We start from the raw sequence: 16,913 nt of genomic DNA on the forward strand, positions 1-16,913 counted from the left end.
TTTATGTAATTTTATCATAAGTTGGTTGTTTGAATTAAAAGAGGAATTAAAGAACGAATTTAATGTCCTTATGTTCCTGAAGTCTTTTGAAAAACTCATTTCTTTCCTCTTCGCTCGTTACGTAAGCTTCAAATTTTTGAGAGTGGTATTTTCCATGCGATTTGTTGTCTTCAACATTGCATTCCTGATTGTTTATGCATTCTTTAACTGCCTGACGCATTTTTTCTTTATCTTCGCCTATTATTCTGAAACCCCACATTCTTGGATATTCTATTTTGTTTTCTTTTTCTGACATACTGCCTCCTTAAAACTTATATATTTATTAATATTATATCAAAAATTTAAGGAAAAGTTAAGAAAGAGAAGGTTTACATAAAGTAAACGATCGGAACGATAGTAGGATATTTTTTCGTTTTTCTAAATACGTGTTTTCTGATTACGTTTCTAAGCTCGTTTTCGAAAATTCTCGTTTTTTCGTATACGTAATCTTTTGCATGATCTATATAATTGATTAAAATATCTTCCATTTCTTTTGCGAAATTTTTGTCTTCTTTGTCTGCAATAATACCGTATGTCGTTACACGAGGGCGTGAAAGCAGTTTTTTCTTCTGTTTGTCAACCTGCGCAACGATCATTATAATACCCTCATTTGCAAGTTTCTGTCTGTCTAGCACTATATCCGTTTCGATTTTTTCATTTATCTGATTATCGATATAAATTTTACCCACTTTTACGGATTTGACTTTTCTGACTCTTTTAGGAGTAATTTCCCACTGCTCTCCATCTTCCATAACGAATATGTTATTTTCATCCATCCCAAGGCTCATGGCTGTTTCTCTGTGTTTCATCAGGTGATTGTATTCACCGTGCACAGGGAAAAAGTATTTAGGTTTTACAAGTCTTAGCATAAGTTTTTGTTCTTCCTGAGCCGCATGACCCGAAACGTGGATTTCGCTGAAATCCTGATACGCAACCTTTGCGCCTTTTTTCATTAAGAAATTGATTAATTGTGATACTGTAGGTTCATTACCCGGGATCGCTTTTGCGCTTATTACTATCTGATCGCCTTCTTTAATCTTAACATGTCTGTGTTCGTCTATCGCCATTCTGTATAAAGCGCTCATACTTTCACCCTGGCTTCCCGTAGTTACTATTAAAATCTCATGATCTTCATATTTTCCTATTTCATAAGGATCGATAAATATATCGCGAGGCAGTTTGATATAACCGAGATCCATCGCTACATTCAGGTTCTGCTCCATACTTCTACCGATAATACACACTTTTCTTCCATGTTTAATACCTCTTTCGATTGCCTGATATACTCTGTGAATGTTTGAAGAGAATGTTGACATTATCACTCTTCCCTTCGCTTTTAAAAACAGGTCATCAAACGTATTTCCTACTACGCTTTCACTCGGTGTAATTCCCGGCTTATATGAGTTCGTAGAATCGCTGAAAAGCGCTAATACACCCTTTTCCCCGTAATATGCAAATCTGTGTAAATCAGGCGCATATCCGTCAATCGGAGTATGGTCTATTTTGAAATCTCCCGTATGTATAAGTGTTCCTACGGGCGTCTGTATTGCCAAAGATGAACTGTCTATAATAGAGTGCGTCATATGAATCCACTCTATTTTAAAATCTCCTATTTGAATCGGATGGCGTTTTTTAACGCTTCTGAAATAGCTTTTATACTGTAATAATTTATGCTCTTTAAATTTATTTTCAATCATTGCAAGAGGAAGCGAAGTTCCGTAAATAGGAAACTGCATTTCTTTAAACAGATACGGCACGGCTCCTATATGGTCTTCATGCCCGTGTGTTATGATAAGACCTTTGATTTTGTGTCTTATTTCTCTTAAATAACTGAAATCGGGAATTAAAATATCCACTCCGTGCATATCTTCATTCGGAAAACTCATTCCGCAGTCGATTATAATCGCACTGTTTTCCGTTTCAAGAACAGCACAGTTTCCTCCGATTTCGTCTAATCCTCCAAGAGGCGTAAATCTAACCCACCCTTTTGTATTGTTGTCTATTTTTGTATGTGAATTAAGTCTCGCCTGTTGAATTTTTTCGTTTTCGTTAAATGCTTTGTTTAAATCTTTGAACCAAACAAAGTTTTTCGGATCTGTCTTTTTTTGTTGATAATTTTTTTTAGTTTTAACAACGGCTTTTTGATTTTTTTCTTCCATTTATTCTCCTTTCTTTAGCCTAGCGGACATTAGAAAAGAGCTGGAAAAAAGTAGAGCCGTCTACCTGGTGAGGCCGTATGCTTTTGGCAAGTCCGAATTTTTCAGGATCAAAATCCTTATATTTCACGGATAAGTTTTTTCTGAGAGTTTTTCTAGGGTTTGCAAAAGCGACTTTTAAAAATTTTGCAAACTCCTCATTAAAAGAGTTTTCAAACTTTTCAAATAAAATCACACTGCTTGTAACCTTGGGCGCAGGAACAAACGCGCCCGGAGGTATATCAAACAGTTTTTTTACTTTAGCTACACTTTGTGCAAGTATCGCTAAAGATGAGTAATTTTTATCCCCCGCTTTTGCAGAAAACTTATCCGCAACTTCTTTTTGAATAAGTACTAGTATGTTTTTTGCATTTTTATCTTTTAATGCTTTTAATATTATATTTGTCGCAACGTAATAAGGTAAATTTGCAATCAAATCATACTTTTCATTTTCAAGAGTTTCTTGCCAAAACTCCAATACATCACCACATTTTAATTCAAGATCAGGAAATTTTTCTTTTAAAATTTCACATAAATCTTTATCAATTTCATAAGCTGTTACTCTTCTTTTTTCCAGCAGCTTTTCTGTTAAATCGCCTAAGCCAGGCCCAATCTCTACTACCAGATTATCGGTGTTGGGCATCGCTTGGACGATTTTATCCAAATAATGTTTATCTTTTAAAAAATTTTGTCCAAATTTTTTCTTTGCCTTGATTATATCATATCCTTTTACTAAATGTAAATAGTTTGATAAAATTATAACAAAAAAGAGGCTGAGAAACAGCAGCGTTTTAAAAGAAAGAGAAGTTATACATATTCTGACAAATAGGAATAATCGATATTCTGCTTTTCAGCCTCTGCTATTTTATAAAGGATATTAATGGAATATTTTGCTAAGCGTATAATACCCTGTCTGGATGTAAAAGACGGCAGAGTTGTTAAAGGCGTAAATTTTGTAGGACTTAGAGATGCGGGAGATCCTATAGAAGCCGCAATACGATATAATGAAGAAGGAGCGGACGAACTCACCTTTTTAGATATTACCGCCAGCCATGAAGGGCGTAAACCGATAGTAGATATCGTAAAAGAAGTCGCGCGTGAAGTTTTTATTCCTTTAACCGTAGGAGGCGGTATAAGCGAACTTAACGACATTTACAATCTATTAAATGTAGGATGTGATAAAGTTTCTATAAATTCCGCCGCCGTAAAAAACCCGGCTTTTATTAATGAATCCAGTAAAAGATTCGGCAGCCAGTGTATCGTTGTCGCAATCGATGTAAAAAAAGTGGCTTCTGACAAATGGCACGTTTTTATAAAAGGCGGAAGAGAAGATACCGGTCTTGACGCTATTCAGTGGGCTAAAGAAGTCATTGACAGAGGAGCGGGTGAAATACTGTTAACATCAATGGACACCGACGGGACAAAATCAGGCTTTGATATTGAAATAACCGAAAAAATATCAAGACTAGTAAACGTTCCTGTCATAGCAAGCGGCGGAGCAGGTAAAATGGAACATTTTAAAGACGTATTTGAACATTATGCGGATGCTGCTCTTGCCGCAAGTATTTTCCATTTTAAAGAAATCGATATTATGGATCTTAAACATTATCTCAATAAAAACAATATAAGCGTAAGGATTAATTAAATGAAAAAAATTTTTATTTTAATGATTTTACTAGTTAATATATTTGCCTTTGATGTAGTATTTACAAAAGTATTTACCAAATATGTCGTTCCAAAAAAAGACGCGATATTAATTAAAACAAAAGCGCAGAATTTAACTTTTCCTTTTAAATATATCAAAACCGATGACGGTTATATTCTGCTAGGAGACACTAGACAAATAAATATGTGGCTTGATAACGAATTTTATGCACCTCAGGATGCTCAGTTCGAAAATATTAAAGTCGCTTATATAAATTCTGACAAACTGCAATATTCAGTTATAAAGCAGGTAAAACACACATACAAAAAATGTAAAATAAAAGAATTAATATTTTTATCGCCGGATGAAAACAAAATAATAACCAAGCCTGAAACCGTTAAACTAAAATATAAAGTTATTCTTGATTGTAAATGATTCACGTGAAACAAAATAAAAAGGTATAAAGAAGTGATAATAAGCGCAGGTAAAAATGAAATATTTAATTTTGCCACCCCGATAGGAGTTGGACTTATTAATTCAGCAATTAATCTTACAAGGATCTGTTTATTTCAAAAACCTGAATTTTTAATCTTTATCGGAACGGCCGGAAGCTACGGTAATAAAAAAATTTTTGATATTATAGAGACAAGCAGTGCTTCAAATATTGAGAACTGTTTTTTAAACAAAAACTGTTATACGCCTATAGAAAACATAATAAGTTTTTCAAAAGATGTTTCCCGTGAAACAATTATAAACTCTTCAAACTATATCACCACTGATAAAGAAATATCTGAAAAATACTTGAAAATGAAAATAGATGCGGAAAATATGGAATTTTATTCGGTTATGAGCGTGGCAAAAGAATTTAAAATACCTACACTTGGAATTTTTGTTATAACAAATTACTGTAATGAAAATGCACACACTGACTATATTCAGAATATTGAAAAAGCTAAAAAATTATTAATTGAAAGACTTGTAGAAAAAAATATATTAAAGGAAATTAATGGATAAAAAAATATTTATGGATTATTTACCTGATGAACTGGTAGACATGGGCATAAAACCGAAATTCAGAGTTAATCAGCTTTATACATGGATATATAGAAAATATGTAGAAAACTTTGATGAAATGCAAAATATTCCTAAAACTTTAAGAGCAGAATTAAAAGATAAATTTATAATCAATCCTCTGGAACTGGTAAATCATGAGATAGCAAGCGACGGTACGGAAAAATTCTTGTTTAAAATGCAAGACGGACATACGGTAGAAACCGTATTAATAAAAATGAAAGATGAAGAAATAAAAGACGGAAAGAAAAAAGAGGCAAAATATACCGTTTGTGTTTCAACGCAAGTCGGATGTAAAGTCGGATGTGCATTTTGTTTAACCGCAAAAGGCGGATTTGTAAGAAATTTAAGCGCAGGTGAAATAGTTGCACAGGTATGGTGGATGAAAAAATTTAAAAACTTTGACGAAAATAAAGCGTTAAATATCGTTTATATGGGAATGGGCGAACCGTTAGACAATTATGAAAATTTAGTTAAAGCTATTAAAATCTTAGCCGATCAGAACGGAATGAATATTTCCCCAAGACGCCAGACCGTTTCTACATCAGGAATAGCTCCAAAAATAAAGAAACTCGGAAACGAAAATTTAGGAATAAACTTAGCGATATCATTGCATGCCGTAGATGATAAACTGCGCGAAGAACTGATACCTCTTAATAAAGCATACAACATTCAAAGTGTAATAGACGCTATCAGAGAATTTCCGATTGACAAAAGAAAAAAAGTTATGTTTGAATACCTGGTAATAAAAGATGTAAATGATGATATTGAATCGGCAAAAAAACTTGTAAAGCTTTTAAACGGTATTCCGAGTAAAGTTAATTTAATATATTTTAATCCATATCCCGGAACCAATTTTAAAAGACCTGATGATGAAACTATGAAAAAATTCCAAGATTATTTGATCAATAAAGGAATAATGTGTACAATTAGAAAAAGCAAAGGAATGGATATATCCGCCGCATGCGGACAGTTAAGGGAAAAAAAACTAAAAAACGATTAAAGGTTTAAAAATGGCTGAATTAAAATACTTACCTGCGGGAGTAAGACTTCATTTTAAAGAACTTGTTTACAAACTGACTGATGATTTAAACAGGTATTATTACTTTCATTTTGAAGATATTCCAACCGGATTAAAAGCTGAAAAACTGTTAAAAGACTACAATATCAAATCAATTCCGACACCTGACGAAATATTTGAAGACTGCGGAGTGTCAATACTGACTACTGACAAAGAAACTATTAAAGATGTTTTATTAAAAGAAGGAATAAATTTTGAAATCTGGAAATATGAAAACGGATTTAAAAAAATAGAAGGAGAAATTGTTCCAAATGAAAAAGGAACATGTAAAATATAATTATTTATAAAATTTTATATAAGCTCTGTTTTTCAGTTTGGAAAAATAGTCTTTTAAAATCATTTCTCTTTTTTCAGCCGCAATTTTATTTGCTATTGCGTTTTTGACTTTATCAAACGGTATATACGCACTTCCGTCTTTTCTGTCAATAAAATACATGCTATATCCTAACCCGTCGTTAATAATAGGAGTAAATTCCCCTACTTTGGTCTGTTTAAATAAAAATAAAAGTCCTACAGGCAATTCATTATAACTGTAAACCTGAGTAGACGTTTTTACATTTGCGTTAGCTAAAGGATTTGATTTTATTTTATTTAATATTTCTTTGTTATTCGCACTGTATTTTGTTACCTGGACAGTATTAAAAACTTTAAAATCATTTTTATGATTTTTATAATAATTTTTTATTTCATCGTCAGATATATTTAATTTAGTCTGAACAATCTGATCAAAAAGCTTTTCTTTTAAAAGATTCTGTTTTATCTGTTTTTTTACTTTATCCAATTCGCCTTTTTGCATTAATATGTTTTTAAATTCGAATAAACTAAGCCCGTTTTGTTTAGCAATCTTTTCCATTGCGTTTTCTACTTCAAAATCATCAACTTCTATTCCTCTTTTTTTTATTTCGCTCTGAATAAGTTTTTGATCCAAAAGATAATTTAAAGCTTTCTGTTTAGAAATATTCATTTTTTTTGCAGTTGTGTCAACTTCATATGAAGTAATAGGAATATTATTAACAGTTGCAATTATTTTATCTATCACCTGTGCGTTTAATAATATTACCAGTCCTAATGTAAACAGTAATTTTTTCATTTAAATCCTTTAAAATAATTCTCTGATTTTTTTTAATGTTTCAAGCATATGTTTTATATCTTTTTCTCCGATTTTATCCATTATCATTTTATGGTATTTAAACGCAATATCATCGGCTTTTTTCAACATTTCCCTGCCGTTTTTTGTCAGTTTGATATAAAAAGAACGGTTATTAATACTCTCTTTTTGTATTAAGCCTTTATGATCCAAAGATTTAATAATTCTGGTAATAGTAGCCTTGTCCCTGTTTAAAAGTTCGGATATCTGTGTCGGTGTCAGTTTTTCTGATTCTGAAACGAGTTTCAAAACACCATACTGCTCTGAACTTAAATCATAATTTTTTATTTCCCTATTGAAATTTTTTCTAAGCAAATTTAATGTTGTAGTGAGTGCGTAACCGACTGACGTTTCTTTATTATATTGCATAAAAACCCTTTCAATTGATTATGCAATTATTGCAAGTGTAATTAATTAAGTCAAGTAGATGATTATAAAAAAGAGAGAAGAGGAATTATTTAGCCGCAGCTTCTTTTAAAGCGTTTAAAGCAGCTTCATAATCCGGTTCAGCGGTAATTTCGTCAACTAATTCTTTATATACCACTTTTCCGTCTTTTCCTACTACGAATACAGCTCTTGCACTTAATCCTCTTAACGGTCCTTCTGCTATAAGTGTTCCGTATGCAGCTGAGAAACATTTGTCTCTGAAGTCGCTAAGTACTTGAAGATTTTCAATTCCTTCAGTTGAACAGAATCTTTTTGCGGCAAACGGCAAATCCATAGATACAACATATACAGTCGCTCCTTCAACAGATGCCGCTTGATTGTTAAATTTAGCAGTCTCCATTGCACATACAGGAGTGTCTAGACTAGGCACGGCTACGATTAACTGAGCTTTGTCCTGAGCTCCTCCTACAGTTACCTCTTCTAATCCTCTGTTCGGAAGCGTTACAACCGGTGCATTGTCTCCTACGTTTACCTGATTTCCGTAAAGTGCTACATCGTTTCCTTTTAATTTTGTTAATGTTGGCATGTTTAATCCTTTTTTTATTGAAGTATAACAGAAAGGAAAAAAATAAAAAAGAGTATTTTTATCTTTTATTTAGAAGTGTTGCATTTTGTTACTTATATTGTGCAATAAAAGTATTTTTTACTCTGCCTTTAAAATATAAACGACCGTTTTTTAATCTTATTTGTAATTCTTCACCGCTTTTTGGATAAACTGTTACTTCATTACCCACTAATCCTTTTTCCCTGGCCAAAAGAAAACTTGCGCACATTCCTGTCCCGCATGCAAGCGTTTCATCTTCCACGCCTCTTTCATACGTTCTTACATACAGTTTGCCGTCTTTTACCTCAGCAACATTCACATTTGCATTGTGTTTATATCTTAAATCCCTGCATTCTTGTAAATCAAAATTATCAATACTGTCAATTTTAACCAAATGCGGAACACCCGTATCAAAAAGTTTCCATTCGTTTATTTCTTTAATCTCTTTATGCGGAGTTAACTGGGATTCCACTTTATCTCCGTCCACTTCCGCTTCAATAACACCCGCAATAGTCAAAAATCTCATTTTTGCAGGTGCCAGACCGTTTATAAAAGCATAATGAGCAGCCGCCCTGCTTCCGTTTCCGCACATTTCGGCAATGCTACCGTCGGAATTGTAAAACTGCCATTCAAAATCATATTCTTCATGCGGAAGTATAACGATTAAACCGTCCGCCCCTATTCCGTTTTGACGGTCACACAGCTCTTTTGCCAATAAACTCCTGTCTTTTTTTATAAATGTATGGAAAATAACAAAATCATTTCCGCTTGCAGAATATTTATATACAACCATTAATATGTCCTTAAATATTTTTCTTCAAATTCTTCAGCGCATATAGGCATTGAATAATATTCCCCCTGAATAAAATCGCAGCCTTTGTCTATTACAAACTGTCTTTGAATTTTATTTTTCACACCCTCTGCAACTGTAAGCAGATCGAGGTTTTTGCCGAGATTAATAATCGCTTTTGTAATTATAACATCATCCCTGTTATAAGGAATATCGCTAATAAAACTCTGATCGATTTTGATTTTATCTATAGGCAGCTTTTTTAAATAAGCCAATGATGAATAACCGGTACCAAAATCGTCTATACTTATACTTATTCCGAGTTTTTTTATTTCGTTCAGCATTTTAATTGACGTTTCAGGATCATTCATAATACTTTCTTCCGTAATTTCCAGATTAAGAATTTTAGGGTCTATTTCGTATTTTTGAATAATATTTTTAACCTGCTGCAAAAACTCTTTTTTCTGAAGCTGATACATAGTTACATTCCATGACATCACCCCCGGATAATACCCTTTTAAATACCACTCTTTATACTGTTTAACGGCAGATTCAAAAACAAATAAATCAATTTTGTCTATAAGTCCCATTTCTATGGCAGAAGGGATAAAACTTTCAGGATATAAAAAACCTTTTACTGGATGATGCCATCTAACAAGCACTTCGCTCCCGTAAAGATACTCATTTTTATCAAACTGAGGCTGAAAATATATTTCAAACTCTCCCTTTTTCAGCGCTCTTAAAATATCGTCTTTTAAAGTTATGAAATTCTCGGCTTTTTTAGTAAATTCGGAATTATAAAAATTAAATCTGTCTTTGCCGTCTTTTTTTGATTTATACATTGCGACATCCGCATAAACAATGAGTTTATCAAGATCCTCTCCGTTTTCAGGATACATGCTTATTCCTATACTTCCTGAAAGGTAATATTTTTTATTGTTTACAACAATTTCCCTTTTTATATTAGCAAGAATCCTCTGGGCATATAAGGCTACGTCTTCTACGGAATGTACGCCTTTTAATATTATCAAAAACTCATCTCCTCCGAATCTTGAGACGATATCGGATCTTCTTACACTGCTTTTTAATCTGTCAGCTAATATTTTTAATACCTTATCCCCTACTTTATGACCGTCCGAATCATTTATCTGTTTGAAATAATCTATATCTATAAACAATACGGCAAATTTTTCTTTTTTCCTGTTTGCTTCATAATAAATGTCTTTTAATTTCTGCATAAAACACTCTCTGTTGCATAGACCTGTCAGATTGTCGTAGTTAGCCTGCAAAAACAGTTTATGTTTTTCTTTCTGCAATGCATTATCGTAAACCTTAAATATTCTGTTAACGATATCGGAAAGTATATACATGATTACAAGAGTTATAATCATAGAGATCAGTGAAACGATCACAATTGTTTTAATTAGACTGTTTAAAAGCTGTTTTTGTTTGTTTTTTTTCGCAATCAGATCTTTGTTTAAACTGTTTAGATATATACCAGTCCCAATTATCATATCAAGAGGCTTGAAATATTTCACATAAGATATTTTTTCCATAGACTTGCCGTTAGGAAAATAAGCTGCGTATTCTACAAACGTTCCGTCAGGATGTTTAAGGGCCGATTTAATAATAAGCTGGACTATTTTCTGTCCGTCTCTGACTACATTCCACCTGTTTTGACCAATGTATTTATGGTTAATGTGATAAATCGTATTGCCTTTTGAATCAAATATAAAAATATATCCGTTGTCAGGCCATCTTAATTTATCCATAACGCTTTGAATAAGTTTAAGCGTTTTATTTTTGTCGTTCGGATTGCTTTTATACAGGGCTTCGATAATATTGTAGGTAATATTTATTCTTTTTTTGGTAGTGAATTTCAAATTTTTAAAAAAGTTCTTTTCAGTCTGTACAAGTTCTTTTTTAAAAGTCTGTTTTATTGTAAATATTGTACCGAAACTTATAAATAATATAGTCAGTAAAACCGAAACAACCGGCAAGCCTATTATAAGTTTCGGTATTAATTTCGATTTATTTTTATACATATTTTCCGGTCTTTCTTTTTAGTGTATTATAGCATTAAATGTTTAATTAAAAATATCTGATATAATTTTAATAAAAATAAAAGGTGCGTAATGATATTAATCTCCGGTCCTTGTGTAATAGAAAGCAAAGAACAGATTTTTAAAATAGCGGAATATTTAAAACCGTACAGTGACAAATATGAATTTTATTTCAAAGCTAGCTACGATAAAGCAAACAGAACGTCTTTAAACAGCTACAGAGGCCCTGGAATTGAAAAAGGCCTGGAAATTTTAAACGAAGTTAAAGAAAAATTCGGATATAAATTACTAACAGACGTGCACGAAACCTGGCAGGTAAAAAAGGCAGCCGAGGTAGTAGACGTGCTTCAGATACCGGCGTTTTTATGCAGACAGACGGATTTGCTGGTTGAAGCGGCAAAAACCGACAAAATCGTAAATATTAAAAAAGGACAGTTTATGAATCCGGCCGATATGAAATATTCTGTCCTTAAAGTGCTGCAGACAAGAGGATGTAATAAAGCGACATATGAAAACGCTCAAAAACACGGTGTATGGCTTACAGAAAGAGGCACAACATTCGGATACGGAAACCTTGTGGTGGATATGAGAAGTTTATATATAATGAGAGAATACGCACCAGTAATATTTGACGCTACACATGCTGTTCAGATGCCCGGAGGCGCAGGAGGCAAAAGCAGCGGTAAAAGGGAATATGTGCCTGTTTTAAGCAGAGCGGCAGCAGCTGTGGGAATAGACGGATTTTTCTTTGAAACACATTATAATCCTGATGAGGCTCTAAGCGACGGGCTTAATATGATTACACCGGATACATTGGAAACAACATTAAAAGAAATTGAGTGTATAACAAATTGCAAGGAGAATAAATGAAAATAATTGAAGGAAACTTACAGTTAAACGGAAACGAAAAAATAGCTATAATAGCCAGCAGATTTAACCATCTGATAACTGACAGATTGGTTGAAGGCGCAAAAGACGCGTTTTTAAGAAACGGCGGAAAAGAAGAAAATTTGGAACTGATATTAGTCCCCGGTGCGTTTGAACTTCCTTTCGGATTAAAAAGAGCCATCAAAACAGGAAAATATGACGGAGTATGCTGTGTAGGTGCGGTAATCAGAGGAGCGACACCTCATTTTGACTACGTAGCGGCCGAAGCTACAAAAGGTATTGCCAATACTACTTTACAGGCGGATATTCCCGTAACATTCGGTCTTTTAACAACAGACACCATCGAACAGGCAATTGAAAGGGCCGGAACTAAAGCCGGAAACAAAGGTTTTGAGGCAATGCTTGGACTGATCGAAATGATTAATCTTTACAAAGAGATAAATTGAATTTTAATATAAAAAACACACTGGATTTTTCAATCCTGATTTCAATAATGATTTTAATTTTAACGGGGGTGTTTTTGAGATTTTTCAAATATTTTTTTACTCCCGTAACAACGGAAAAACTAGCACTTTTATTAATTCCTGAAATGTTTATTGCATTAGGATTAATAACTATAAAACTTTGGAGGAAATAATGGCTACGATAACACATGCTAGAGAAGCTGTAATACAGACGCTATATGCACAGGAAATGGGTAACGACCAGGCAATAGAGCAGTTTGAAGAAATACTGAAAGACAAAAAAGTAAAAGGCGGCAAAGCCGAATTTGCAAAAAAACTTCTAAAAGGTATTTTAGAACATATTGATGAAATTGACGAAATCATCAAAAATCATCTGATTGACTGGGATTTTGACAGATTGGACAAAGTAGACAAACAGATACTGAGAGTAGGAATATACGAAATACTGTATACCGACACTCCTTATCAGATCGTAATAGACGAAGCTGTAAAAATAGCAAAAAATTTTTCAGAAGACAAAGCAAAAAGTTTCATAAACGGTATTTTGGACAAGGTTGCCAAGGAAAAACCAACTAATGAAAAAAATTGAAACTTTAAAAGAAAAAATATTAAGACACAATATAGTAGCTACATATTCTATTTTAATATTTTTAACTTTTGCTTCTTTTGCCATTACTTTTTTTATAATGTATGAAAAATATCAGACAGAAATATATTTAATAAAAAACAATTACATCGAAAATCAAAAAAATATGATGGAACATCAAGTTAATAATATAATAAAATTAATCAGTACGTTAAGACAAGAAAAATTAAAAGAAGTAAAAAAATTTTTAAAAACTTCCAATATAAACGCAGTTAAAATTCTTCAAAAAAATGAAAATCATCTTTATGATATTATGAATTATATCGATAAAGTAACTCCATTTGTCCACTGGGCCCTTACAGACCTGAAAGGAAACCTTATTTATAGCAGTATGGAAGATTTTAACCATACAAAAAGAATTAAATTAATAAAAACACTGCTGAATAAAAATATTAATCAAATATATTTTAAACATCATACATCACTAGGTGATAAAATAACATATCAACATATATTTGATAAATATTTACTGACAGCAGCTATATATAAAAAAGAAATAGACAAAATGGTAAAACATAAAATTATAAAAATTATATACAACGTAAGATTCGGTCCTAAAAATCATGGATATATATCTATAGCTGAAATACTTAATTATAAAGGCGGGAAAAATTTCGCAAAAGTGGTAGCTCTTCCGGTAAATCCCAAAATGGTCGGAAAACTTTTAAGCGACGACAAAAAAGACGCAAAAGGAAAGCTTTACAGAAAAGAATATCTTAAAATCGCCAATACCACCGGTGAAGGATTTGTAACATACTGGTTTTATAAATATTCAACAAAAGTTATAAGACCTAAAATTTCATATGTAAAACTGTACAAACCATGGAACTGGCTCATATTTACAAGTGTTTTTATAGATGATATTGATAATGTCATCAAAAAAAAAGAACAAATATTTAAAAAAGATTTGAAAATTTTATCAGGTCTGTATTTACTGATATTTTTTATAATCTTACTTATAGCCGATTATATAATAAAAAAACAAAACGCTATTATCGAAAAAATAATAGACGAATTTGAAAAAAGAATAAACACCAAAAACCAAATGCTTGAAGACCTAAATAAAAATTTAAAAAACGAAGTTCATAAAAAAACAAAAGAACTGACTAAAAACATGTTTACGGACAACCTTACAAACCTTCCTAACAGAGAAAAACTGATCAATGATTTCGAAGACAAATACATAGCCATCATCAACATAGACGATTTCAAAGAAATAAACGACTTCTTCGGTGTAAAAGAAGGTGATAAACTGATAAAAGAATTCGGAGAGTTTTTAAATAAAATTCAAAAAACATATAAACTTTCAGGAGATGAATACGCTATTATAGAAAAAACACCAGCAAAATTGAAACATATCTCTTCAGATATTATTGAGAAACTTAAAAGTTTAAAATTCAAAATAGGAAATGAAGAAATAAAAATAAATATTACCGTAGGTATCGGAAAAACGCTCGCAGAAGCCGATACGGCCCTGAAATACGCAAAAAAAAGAAAAAAACAGATAATAGTATATAATAAAAAACTTCCTATTTTAAAAGAATTTGAAGAAAATCTGAAATGGAAAAAAATAATAAACGAAGCAATAGAAAACGACAATGTTATACCTTACGTACAGGCTATAATAAACAACAAAACCAAACAGGTTGAAAAATATGAATGTTTAATGAGAATAAAACATAATAATAAAATTTATACCCCGTTTCATTTTCTTGAAATTGCCAAAAAAACACACCAGTATGAAGCTCTTCAAACAATTATCATTGAAAAATGCTTTAATAAATTTTCTAAACTTCCTTATAATTTTTCTATTAATCTTTCTTTAAGAGACCTTAAAAACGACCAGTTTGTTAAACATCTTACAGAAAAAATAAATGAATACAATGTAGCACACAAATTAACAGTAGAACTGCTTGAAGACGAAGAGATGATATCTGATAAAAAAATAAATGACGTAATTTACAGTCTGTCTGAAATGGGTGTTAAAATAGCTATAGACGATTTTGGCAGTGGATATTCAAATTTTGTTTATTTAATTAAAAATTTACCAATAAACATCATTAAAATAGACGGCACACTGGTAAAAGATATTTTAGAAGACGAAAAACTGAAAAAACTTCTAAAAAGAATTGTAGAAATTGCAAAAGACTTTAATTTCGAAACAATAGCTGAGTTTGTAGAAAATGAAAAATTGTATCTGGAATTAATAAAGCTTAATGTAGACGCATCTCAAGGATATCATTTTTCAAAACCGTTTAATATAGAGGGTCTGAAATAACCCCCTATTTTAAAATTTCAGGTTTAAACTCGTCAATAAGTTTGTTTTTATCTGTTTTAAGAAGATCTTTTTCAACAATTCTGTAAATTTTTGATCTATTTTTTACATTATCCAGTACGTCTTTCGCAATATGTTTAGGAAGAGATAAAAAGACTTTTTTATCACCGTATTTGTCTATAAGCATATCAATATCTTCGGCAACTGATTTTACCGCTTCTTTATATATTTCAGCTTTTAAATTATGGTTTTCTCCGCTGAAAGCCCTGTTTAAAAATCCTGGTTTATTAGCACCTTCTATACCCGTTACGAGTTCACTTACTCTTTTATGAGCTGTTAAAATATCTATTGATGCTATTAAATCTAATTTTATTTCGTTAGGTTTTAATCCCGCTTCCGCTTCCGGAGTTCTAGGATTTGCAACATAAGCTTTAATTTCACCAAGCGTAGCAACGATTACCAAATCACCTACTCTCATACCTTCTCCTTTAAAATGATGTATAAATATTATACATCAAAAAGTAGGCAATTTCCAACTTTTTTTATGTGCAATTACCCTAATTATCACTCCTATAATCAAAATTAATATTATATTTACATCAGTAATCCCAAAAATATATAAAAATATACTTACAAAAATACTTACGCTTCCGTAAAAATTTTCTTTTAATATAAAAGGAATCTTATTAATCAGAATATCTCTTATCATTCCTCCGCCTACTGCCGTAATAAGAGCCAAAAAAACAACTCCGTAAACGTTAAATCCTGAATTAAGCGCCACAATGCTTCCAGAAATAGAAAATGATACCAGCCCTATCGAATCGCTTATTAAAAACAGATCTTTTTTTTCAAAATCGTATTCATGCAGTTTAAAGTATATTCCAGTTACTATAACGGCCAAAACAATGCTTCCGGGTATTATATTTGTAAAAGAATATATTGCCCTGTCTGCCAAAACATCTCTGATAATACCGCCCCCAAGAGCCGTTAAAAATGCGCTTATGGCAATTCCCAATAAATCGAGCTTATTTCTGACACCTATGATAAATCCGCTTATGGCAAAAGCGATTATTCCAATAATATCGGTAATCTCTAACATTTTACCCTCTGTGAATGCGTTATGGCAACCGCTATAGCGTCAGTAATGTCAAGAGGTTTTATATCGGCTTTTATTCCGAGTATTCTTTTAACCATAAAAGCAACCTGCTCTTTTTTTGCTTTACCGTTTCCGGTAACCGCTTTTTTGACCTGTAAGGGTGTGTATTCGCTAAAATTTCCGTGTATCTGAAGTATTCTAAGAGAAAGCGCTCCTCTGAACTGCGCAAGTTTTAAAACTGTTTTGGGATTATAAGCAAAAAATATGTCTTCAATAGCCACTTCGTCAATGGAGCTGTCGTATATCATATCAATACCTTCTATAAGCTGTGAAAGCTGATACTGAAGCTCTTTTTCCGTAATTTTTATAAATCCTGCGTCTATAAGAGTAAGTTTCGGTCTGGTTTCTATAATCGCATAACCGCATTTTATGGTTCCCGGATCAATTCCCAATATTTTCATTAAAGCCTTTCACACTATGTTCAACAATTATTCACATGCTATTCACTATGTGAATGAAATG

21 protein-coding genes are annotated in these 16,913 nt (G+C 32.1%); 10 read left to right on the forward strand and 11 right to left on the reverse strand.

Annotated features, from left to right (window positions below):
* Nucleotides 1-46: 46 nt before the first annotated feature.
* The 3 genes from C3L23_RS09345 to rsmA all read right to left on the reverse strand — a co-directional run bounded on the left by C3L23_RS09345 (nucleotide 47) and on the right by rsmA (nucleotide 2,952).
* On the reverse strand, nucleotides 47-295 hold the full coding sequence (locus C3L23_RS09345) for a DUF493 domain-containing protein (RefSeq protein ID WP_015902641.1): 249 nt from the start codon (nucleotides 293-295) through the stop codon (nucleotides 47-49).
* A 73-nt stretch (nucleotides 296-368) separates the two neighbouring features.
* Complete coding sequence (locus C3L23_RS09350; RefSeq protein WP_127682049.1) at nucleotides 369-2,198, reverse strand: ribonuclease J; 1,830 nt, start codon at nucleotides 2,196-2,198, stop codon at nucleotides 369-371.
* A 19-nt stretch (nucleotides 2,199-2,217) separates the two neighbouring features.
* Nucleotides 2,218-2,952, reverse strand: coding sequence for a 16S rRNA (adenine(1518)-N(6)/adenine(1519)-N(6))-dimethyltransferase RsmA (rsmA, locus tag C3L23_RS09355; RefSeq protein ID WP_371264365.1), 735 nt, complete (start codon nucleotides 2,950-2,952; stop codon nucleotides 2,218-2,220).
* Between the two features lie 162 nt (nucleotides 2,953-3,114).
* Between rsmA and hisF the strand changes: the two genes are divergently transcribed.
* From hisF to C3L23_RS09380, 5 genes are read left to right on the forward strand one after another with little or no spacing between them, the layout of a single operon-like run.
* On the forward strand, nucleotides 3,115-3,879 hold the full coding sequence (gene hisF, locus C3L23_RS09360) for an imidazole glycerol phosphate synthase subunit HisF (RefSeq protein WP_127682053.1): 765 nt from the start codon (nucleotides 3,115-3,117) through the stop codon (nucleotides 3,877-3,879).
* Complete coding sequence (locus C3L23_RS09365; protein ID WP_127682055.1) at nucleotides 3,880-4,314, forward strand: hypothetical protein; 435 nt, start codon at nucleotides 3,880-3,882, stop codon at nucleotides 4,312-4,314.
* Between the two features lie 33 nt (nucleotides 4,315-4,347).
* Nucleotides 4,348-4,893, forward strand: coding sequence for a purine-nucleoside phosphorylase (locus C3L23_RS09370; protein ID WP_127682057.1), 546 nt, complete (start codon nucleotides 4,348-4,350; stop codon nucleotides 4,891-4,893).
* Complete coding sequence (gene rlmN, locus C3L23_RS09375) at nucleotides 4,886-5,953, forward strand: 23S rRNA (adenine(2503)-C(2))-methyltransferase RlmN (RefSeq protein WP_127682059.1); 1,068 nt, start codon at nucleotides 4,886-4,888, stop codon at nucleotides 5,951-5,953. Before C3L23_RS09370 ends, rlmN begins: the two co-directional genes overlap by 8 nt.
* A gap of 10 nt (nucleotides 5,954-5,963) precedes the next feature.
* Nucleotides 5,964-6,308: a DUF3343 domain-containing protein gene (locus C3L23_RS09380; RefSeq protein WP_127682061.1), complete on the forward strand. Its 345-nt coding sequence runs from the start codon at nucleotides 5,964-5,966 to the stop codon at nucleotides 6,306-6,308.
* Here the strand turns inward: C3L23_RS09380 and C3L23_RS09385 are convergent, their stop codons facing one another.
* The 5 genes from C3L23_RS09385 to C3L23_RS09405 all read right to left on the reverse strand — a co-directional run bounded on the left by C3L23_RS09385 (nucleotide 6,309) and on the right by C3L23_RS09405 (nucleotide 11,004).
* The gene (locus C3L23_RS09385; protein WP_127682063.1) at nucleotides 6,309-7,121 is read right to left on the reverse strand and encodes a peptidylprolyl isomerase; all 813 of its coding nucleotides are present in this window, start codon (nucleotides 7,119-7,121) and stop codon (nucleotides 6,309-6,311) included. It lies immediately after the preceding gene.
* Between the two features lie 9 nt (nucleotides 7,122-7,130).
* Nucleotides 7,131-7,547 carry a MarR family winged helix-turn-helix transcriptional regulator gene (locus C3L23_RS09390; protein WP_127682065.1) on the reverse strand — a complete coding sequence of 139 codons (417 nt, stop codon included), beginning with the start codon at nucleotides 7,545-7,547 and terminating at the stop codon, nucleotides 7,131-7,133.
* Between the two features lie 85 nt (nucleotides 7,548-7,632).
* Complete coding sequence (tpx, locus tag C3L23_RS09395) at nucleotides 7,633-8,151, reverse strand: thiol peroxidase (protein WP_127682067.1); 519 nt, start codon at nucleotides 8,149-8,151, stop codon at nucleotides 7,633-7,635.
* Nucleotides 8,152-8,239: 88 nt separating this feature from the next.
* Entirely contained in the window at nucleotides 8,240-8,962 is a 723-nt protein-coding gene (dapF, locus tag C3L23_RS09400; RefSeq protein WP_127682069.1) for a diaminopimelate epimerase, read from the reverse strand.
* Nucleotides 8,962-11,004: an EAL domain-containing protein gene (locus C3L23_RS09405; protein WP_127682071.1), complete on the reverse strand. Its 2,043-nt coding sequence runs from the start codon at nucleotides 11,002-11,004 to the stop codon at nucleotides 8,962-8,964. Before C3L23_RS09405 ends, dapF begins: the two co-directional genes overlap by 1 nt.
* A 90-nt stretch (nucleotides 11,005-11,094) precedes the next feature.
* Here C3L23_RS09405 and kdsA point away from each other — a divergent pair, with 90 nt between their 5' ends.
* Genes kdsA through C3L23_RS09430 form a run of 5 tightly spaced genes read left to right on the forward strand, consistent with a single transcriptional unit; the run spans nucleotide 11,095 to nucleotide 15,298 of the window.
* Nucleotides 11,095-11,892, forward strand: coding sequence for a 3-deoxy-8-phosphooctulonate synthase (gene kdsA, locus C3L23_RS09410; protein WP_127682073.1), 798 nt, complete (start codon nucleotides 11,095-11,097; stop codon nucleotides 11,890-11,892).
* A complete protein-coding gene (gene ribE / locus C3L23_RS09415; RefSeq protein ID WP_127682075.1) occupies nucleotides 11,889-12,356 on the forward strand; it encodes a 6,7-dimethyl-8-ribityllumazine synthase in 468 nt (155 codons plus the stop codon). The genes kdsA and ribE overlap by 4 nt, the downstream gene beginning before the upstream one ends.
* Entirely contained in the window at nucleotides 12,353-12,547 is a 195-nt protein-coding gene (locus C3L23_RS09420; RefSeq protein WP_127682077.1) for a hypothetical protein, read from the forward strand. The genes ribE and C3L23_RS09420 overlap by 4 nt, the downstream gene beginning before the upstream one ends.
* Nucleotides 12,547-12,963, forward strand: coding sequence for a transcription antitermination factor NusB (gene nusB, locus C3L23_RS09425; protein WP_127682079.1), 417 nt, complete (start codon nucleotides 12,547-12,549; stop codon nucleotides 12,961-12,963). Before C3L23_RS09420 ends, nusB begins: the two co-directional genes overlap by 1 nt.
* Nucleotides 12,950-15,298: an EAL domain-containing protein gene (locus C3L23_RS09430; RefSeq protein WP_127682081.1), complete on the forward strand. Its 2,349-nt coding sequence runs from the start codon at nucleotides 12,950-12,952 to the stop codon at nucleotides 15,296-15,298. Before nusB ends, C3L23_RS09430 begins: the two co-directional genes overlap by 14 nt.
* Before the next feature lie 4 nt (nucleotides 15,299-15,302).
* Here C3L23_RS09430 and C3L23_RS09435 read toward each other — a convergent pair whose 3' ends face one another.
* The 3 genes from C3L23_RS09435 to ruvC are packed head-to-tail and all read right to left on the reverse strand — an operon-like array spanning nucleotide 15,303 to nucleotide 16,852.
* Nucleotides 15,303-15,773 (reverse strand): hypothetical protein, encoded by a 471-nt coding sequence (locus C3L23_RS09435; RefSeq protein ID WP_127682083.1) that lies wholly within the window; start codon nucleotides 15,771-15,773, stop codon nucleotides 15,303-15,305.
* Between the two features lie 36 nt (nucleotides 15,774-15,809).
* Nucleotides 15,810-16,394 (reverse strand): trimeric intracellular cation channel family protein, encoded by a 585-nt coding sequence (locus C3L23_RS09440; protein ID WP_127682085.1) that lies wholly within the window; start codon nucleotides 16,392-16,394, stop codon nucleotides 15,810-15,812.
* Nucleotides 16,388-16,852 carry a crossover junction endodeoxyribonuclease RuvC gene (ruvC, locus tag C3L23_RS09445; RefSeq protein WP_127682087.1) on the reverse strand — a complete coding sequence of 155 codons (465 nt, stop codon included), beginning with the start codon at nucleotides 16,850-16,852 and terminating at the stop codon, nucleotides 16,388-16,390. Before ruvC ends, C3L23_RS09440 begins: the two co-directional genes overlap by 7 nt.
* Nucleotides 16,853-16,913 lie beyond the last annotated feature (61 nt).

This window comes from Nautilia sp. PV-1 (assembly GCF_004006315.1).
GTDB classification, from domain to species: domain Bacteria; phylum Campylobacterota; class Campylobacteria; order Campylobacterales; family Nautiliaceae; genus Nautilia; species Nautilia profundicola_A.

Bases quoted from the DNA above. Each gene is read 5' to 3' on its own strand.
- C3L23_RS09345 (WP_015902641.1), bottom strand. From the start codon at position 295: ATGTCAGAAAAAGAAAACAAAATAGAATATCCAAGAATGTGGGGTTTC.
- C3L23_RS09350 (WP_127682049.1), bottom strand. From the start codon at position 2,198: ATGGAAGAAAAAAATCAAAAAGCCGTTGTTAAAACTAAAAAAAATTAT.
- hisF (WP_127682053.1), top strand. From the start codon at position 3,115: ATGGAATATTTTGCTAAGCGTATAATACCCTGTCTGGATGTAAAAGAC.
- C3L23_RS09365 (WP_127682055.1), top strand. From the start codon at position 3,880: ATGAAAAAAATTTTTATTTTAATGATTTTACTAGTTAATATATTTGCC.
- rlmN (WP_127682059.1), top strand. From the start codon at position 4,886: ATGGATAAAAAAATATTTATGGATTATTTACCTGATGAACTGGTAGAC.
- C3L23_RS09380 (WP_127682061.1), top strand. From the start codon at position 5,964: ATGGCTGAATTAAAATACTTACCTGCGGGAGTAAGACTTCATTTTAAA.
- C3L23_RS09385 (WP_127682063.1), bottom strand. From the start codon at position 7,121: ATGAAAAAATTACTGTTTACATTAGGACTGGTAATATTATTAAACGCA.
- C3L23_RS09390 (WP_127682065.1), bottom strand. From the start codon at position 7,547: ATGCAATATAATAAAGAAACGTCAGTCGGTTACGCACTCACTACAACA.
- tpx (WP_127682067.1), bottom strand. From the start codon at position 8,151: ATGCCAACATTAACAAAATTAAAAGGAAACGATGTAGCACTTTACGGA.
- dapF (WP_127682069.1), bottom strand. From the start codon at position 8,962: ATGGTTGTATATAAATATTCTGCAAGCGGAAATGATTTTGTTATTTTC.
- C3L23_RS09405 (WP_127682071.1), bottom strand. From the start codon at position 11,004: ATGTATAAAAATAAATCGAAATTAATACCGAAACTTATAATAGGCTTG.
- kdsA (WP_127682073.1), top strand. From the start codon at position 11,095: ATGATATTAATCTCCGGTCCTTGTGTAATAGAAAGCAAAGAACAGATT.
- ribE (WP_127682075.1), top strand. From the start codon at position 11,889: ATGAAAATAATTGAAGGAAACTTACAGTTAAACGGAAACGAAAAAATA.
- nusB (WP_127682079.1), top strand. From the start codon at position 12,547: ATGGCTACGATAACACATGCTAGAGAAGCTGTAATACAGACGCTATAT.
- C3L23_RS09430 (WP_127682081.1), top strand. From the start codon at position 12,950: ATGAAAAAAATTGAAACTTTAAAAGAAAAAATATTAAGACACAATATA.
- C3L23_RS09435 (WP_127682083.1), bottom strand. From the start codon at position 15,773: ATGAGAGTAGGTGATTTGGTAATCGTTGCTACGCTTGGTGAAATTAAA.
- C3L23_RS09440 (WP_127682085.1), bottom strand. From the start codon at position 16,394: ATGTTAGAGATTACCGATATTATTGGAATAATCGCTTTTGCCATAAGC.
- ruvC (WP_127682087.1), bottom strand. From the start codon at position 16,852: ATGAAAATATTGGGAATTGATCCGGGAACCATAAAATGCGGTTATGCG.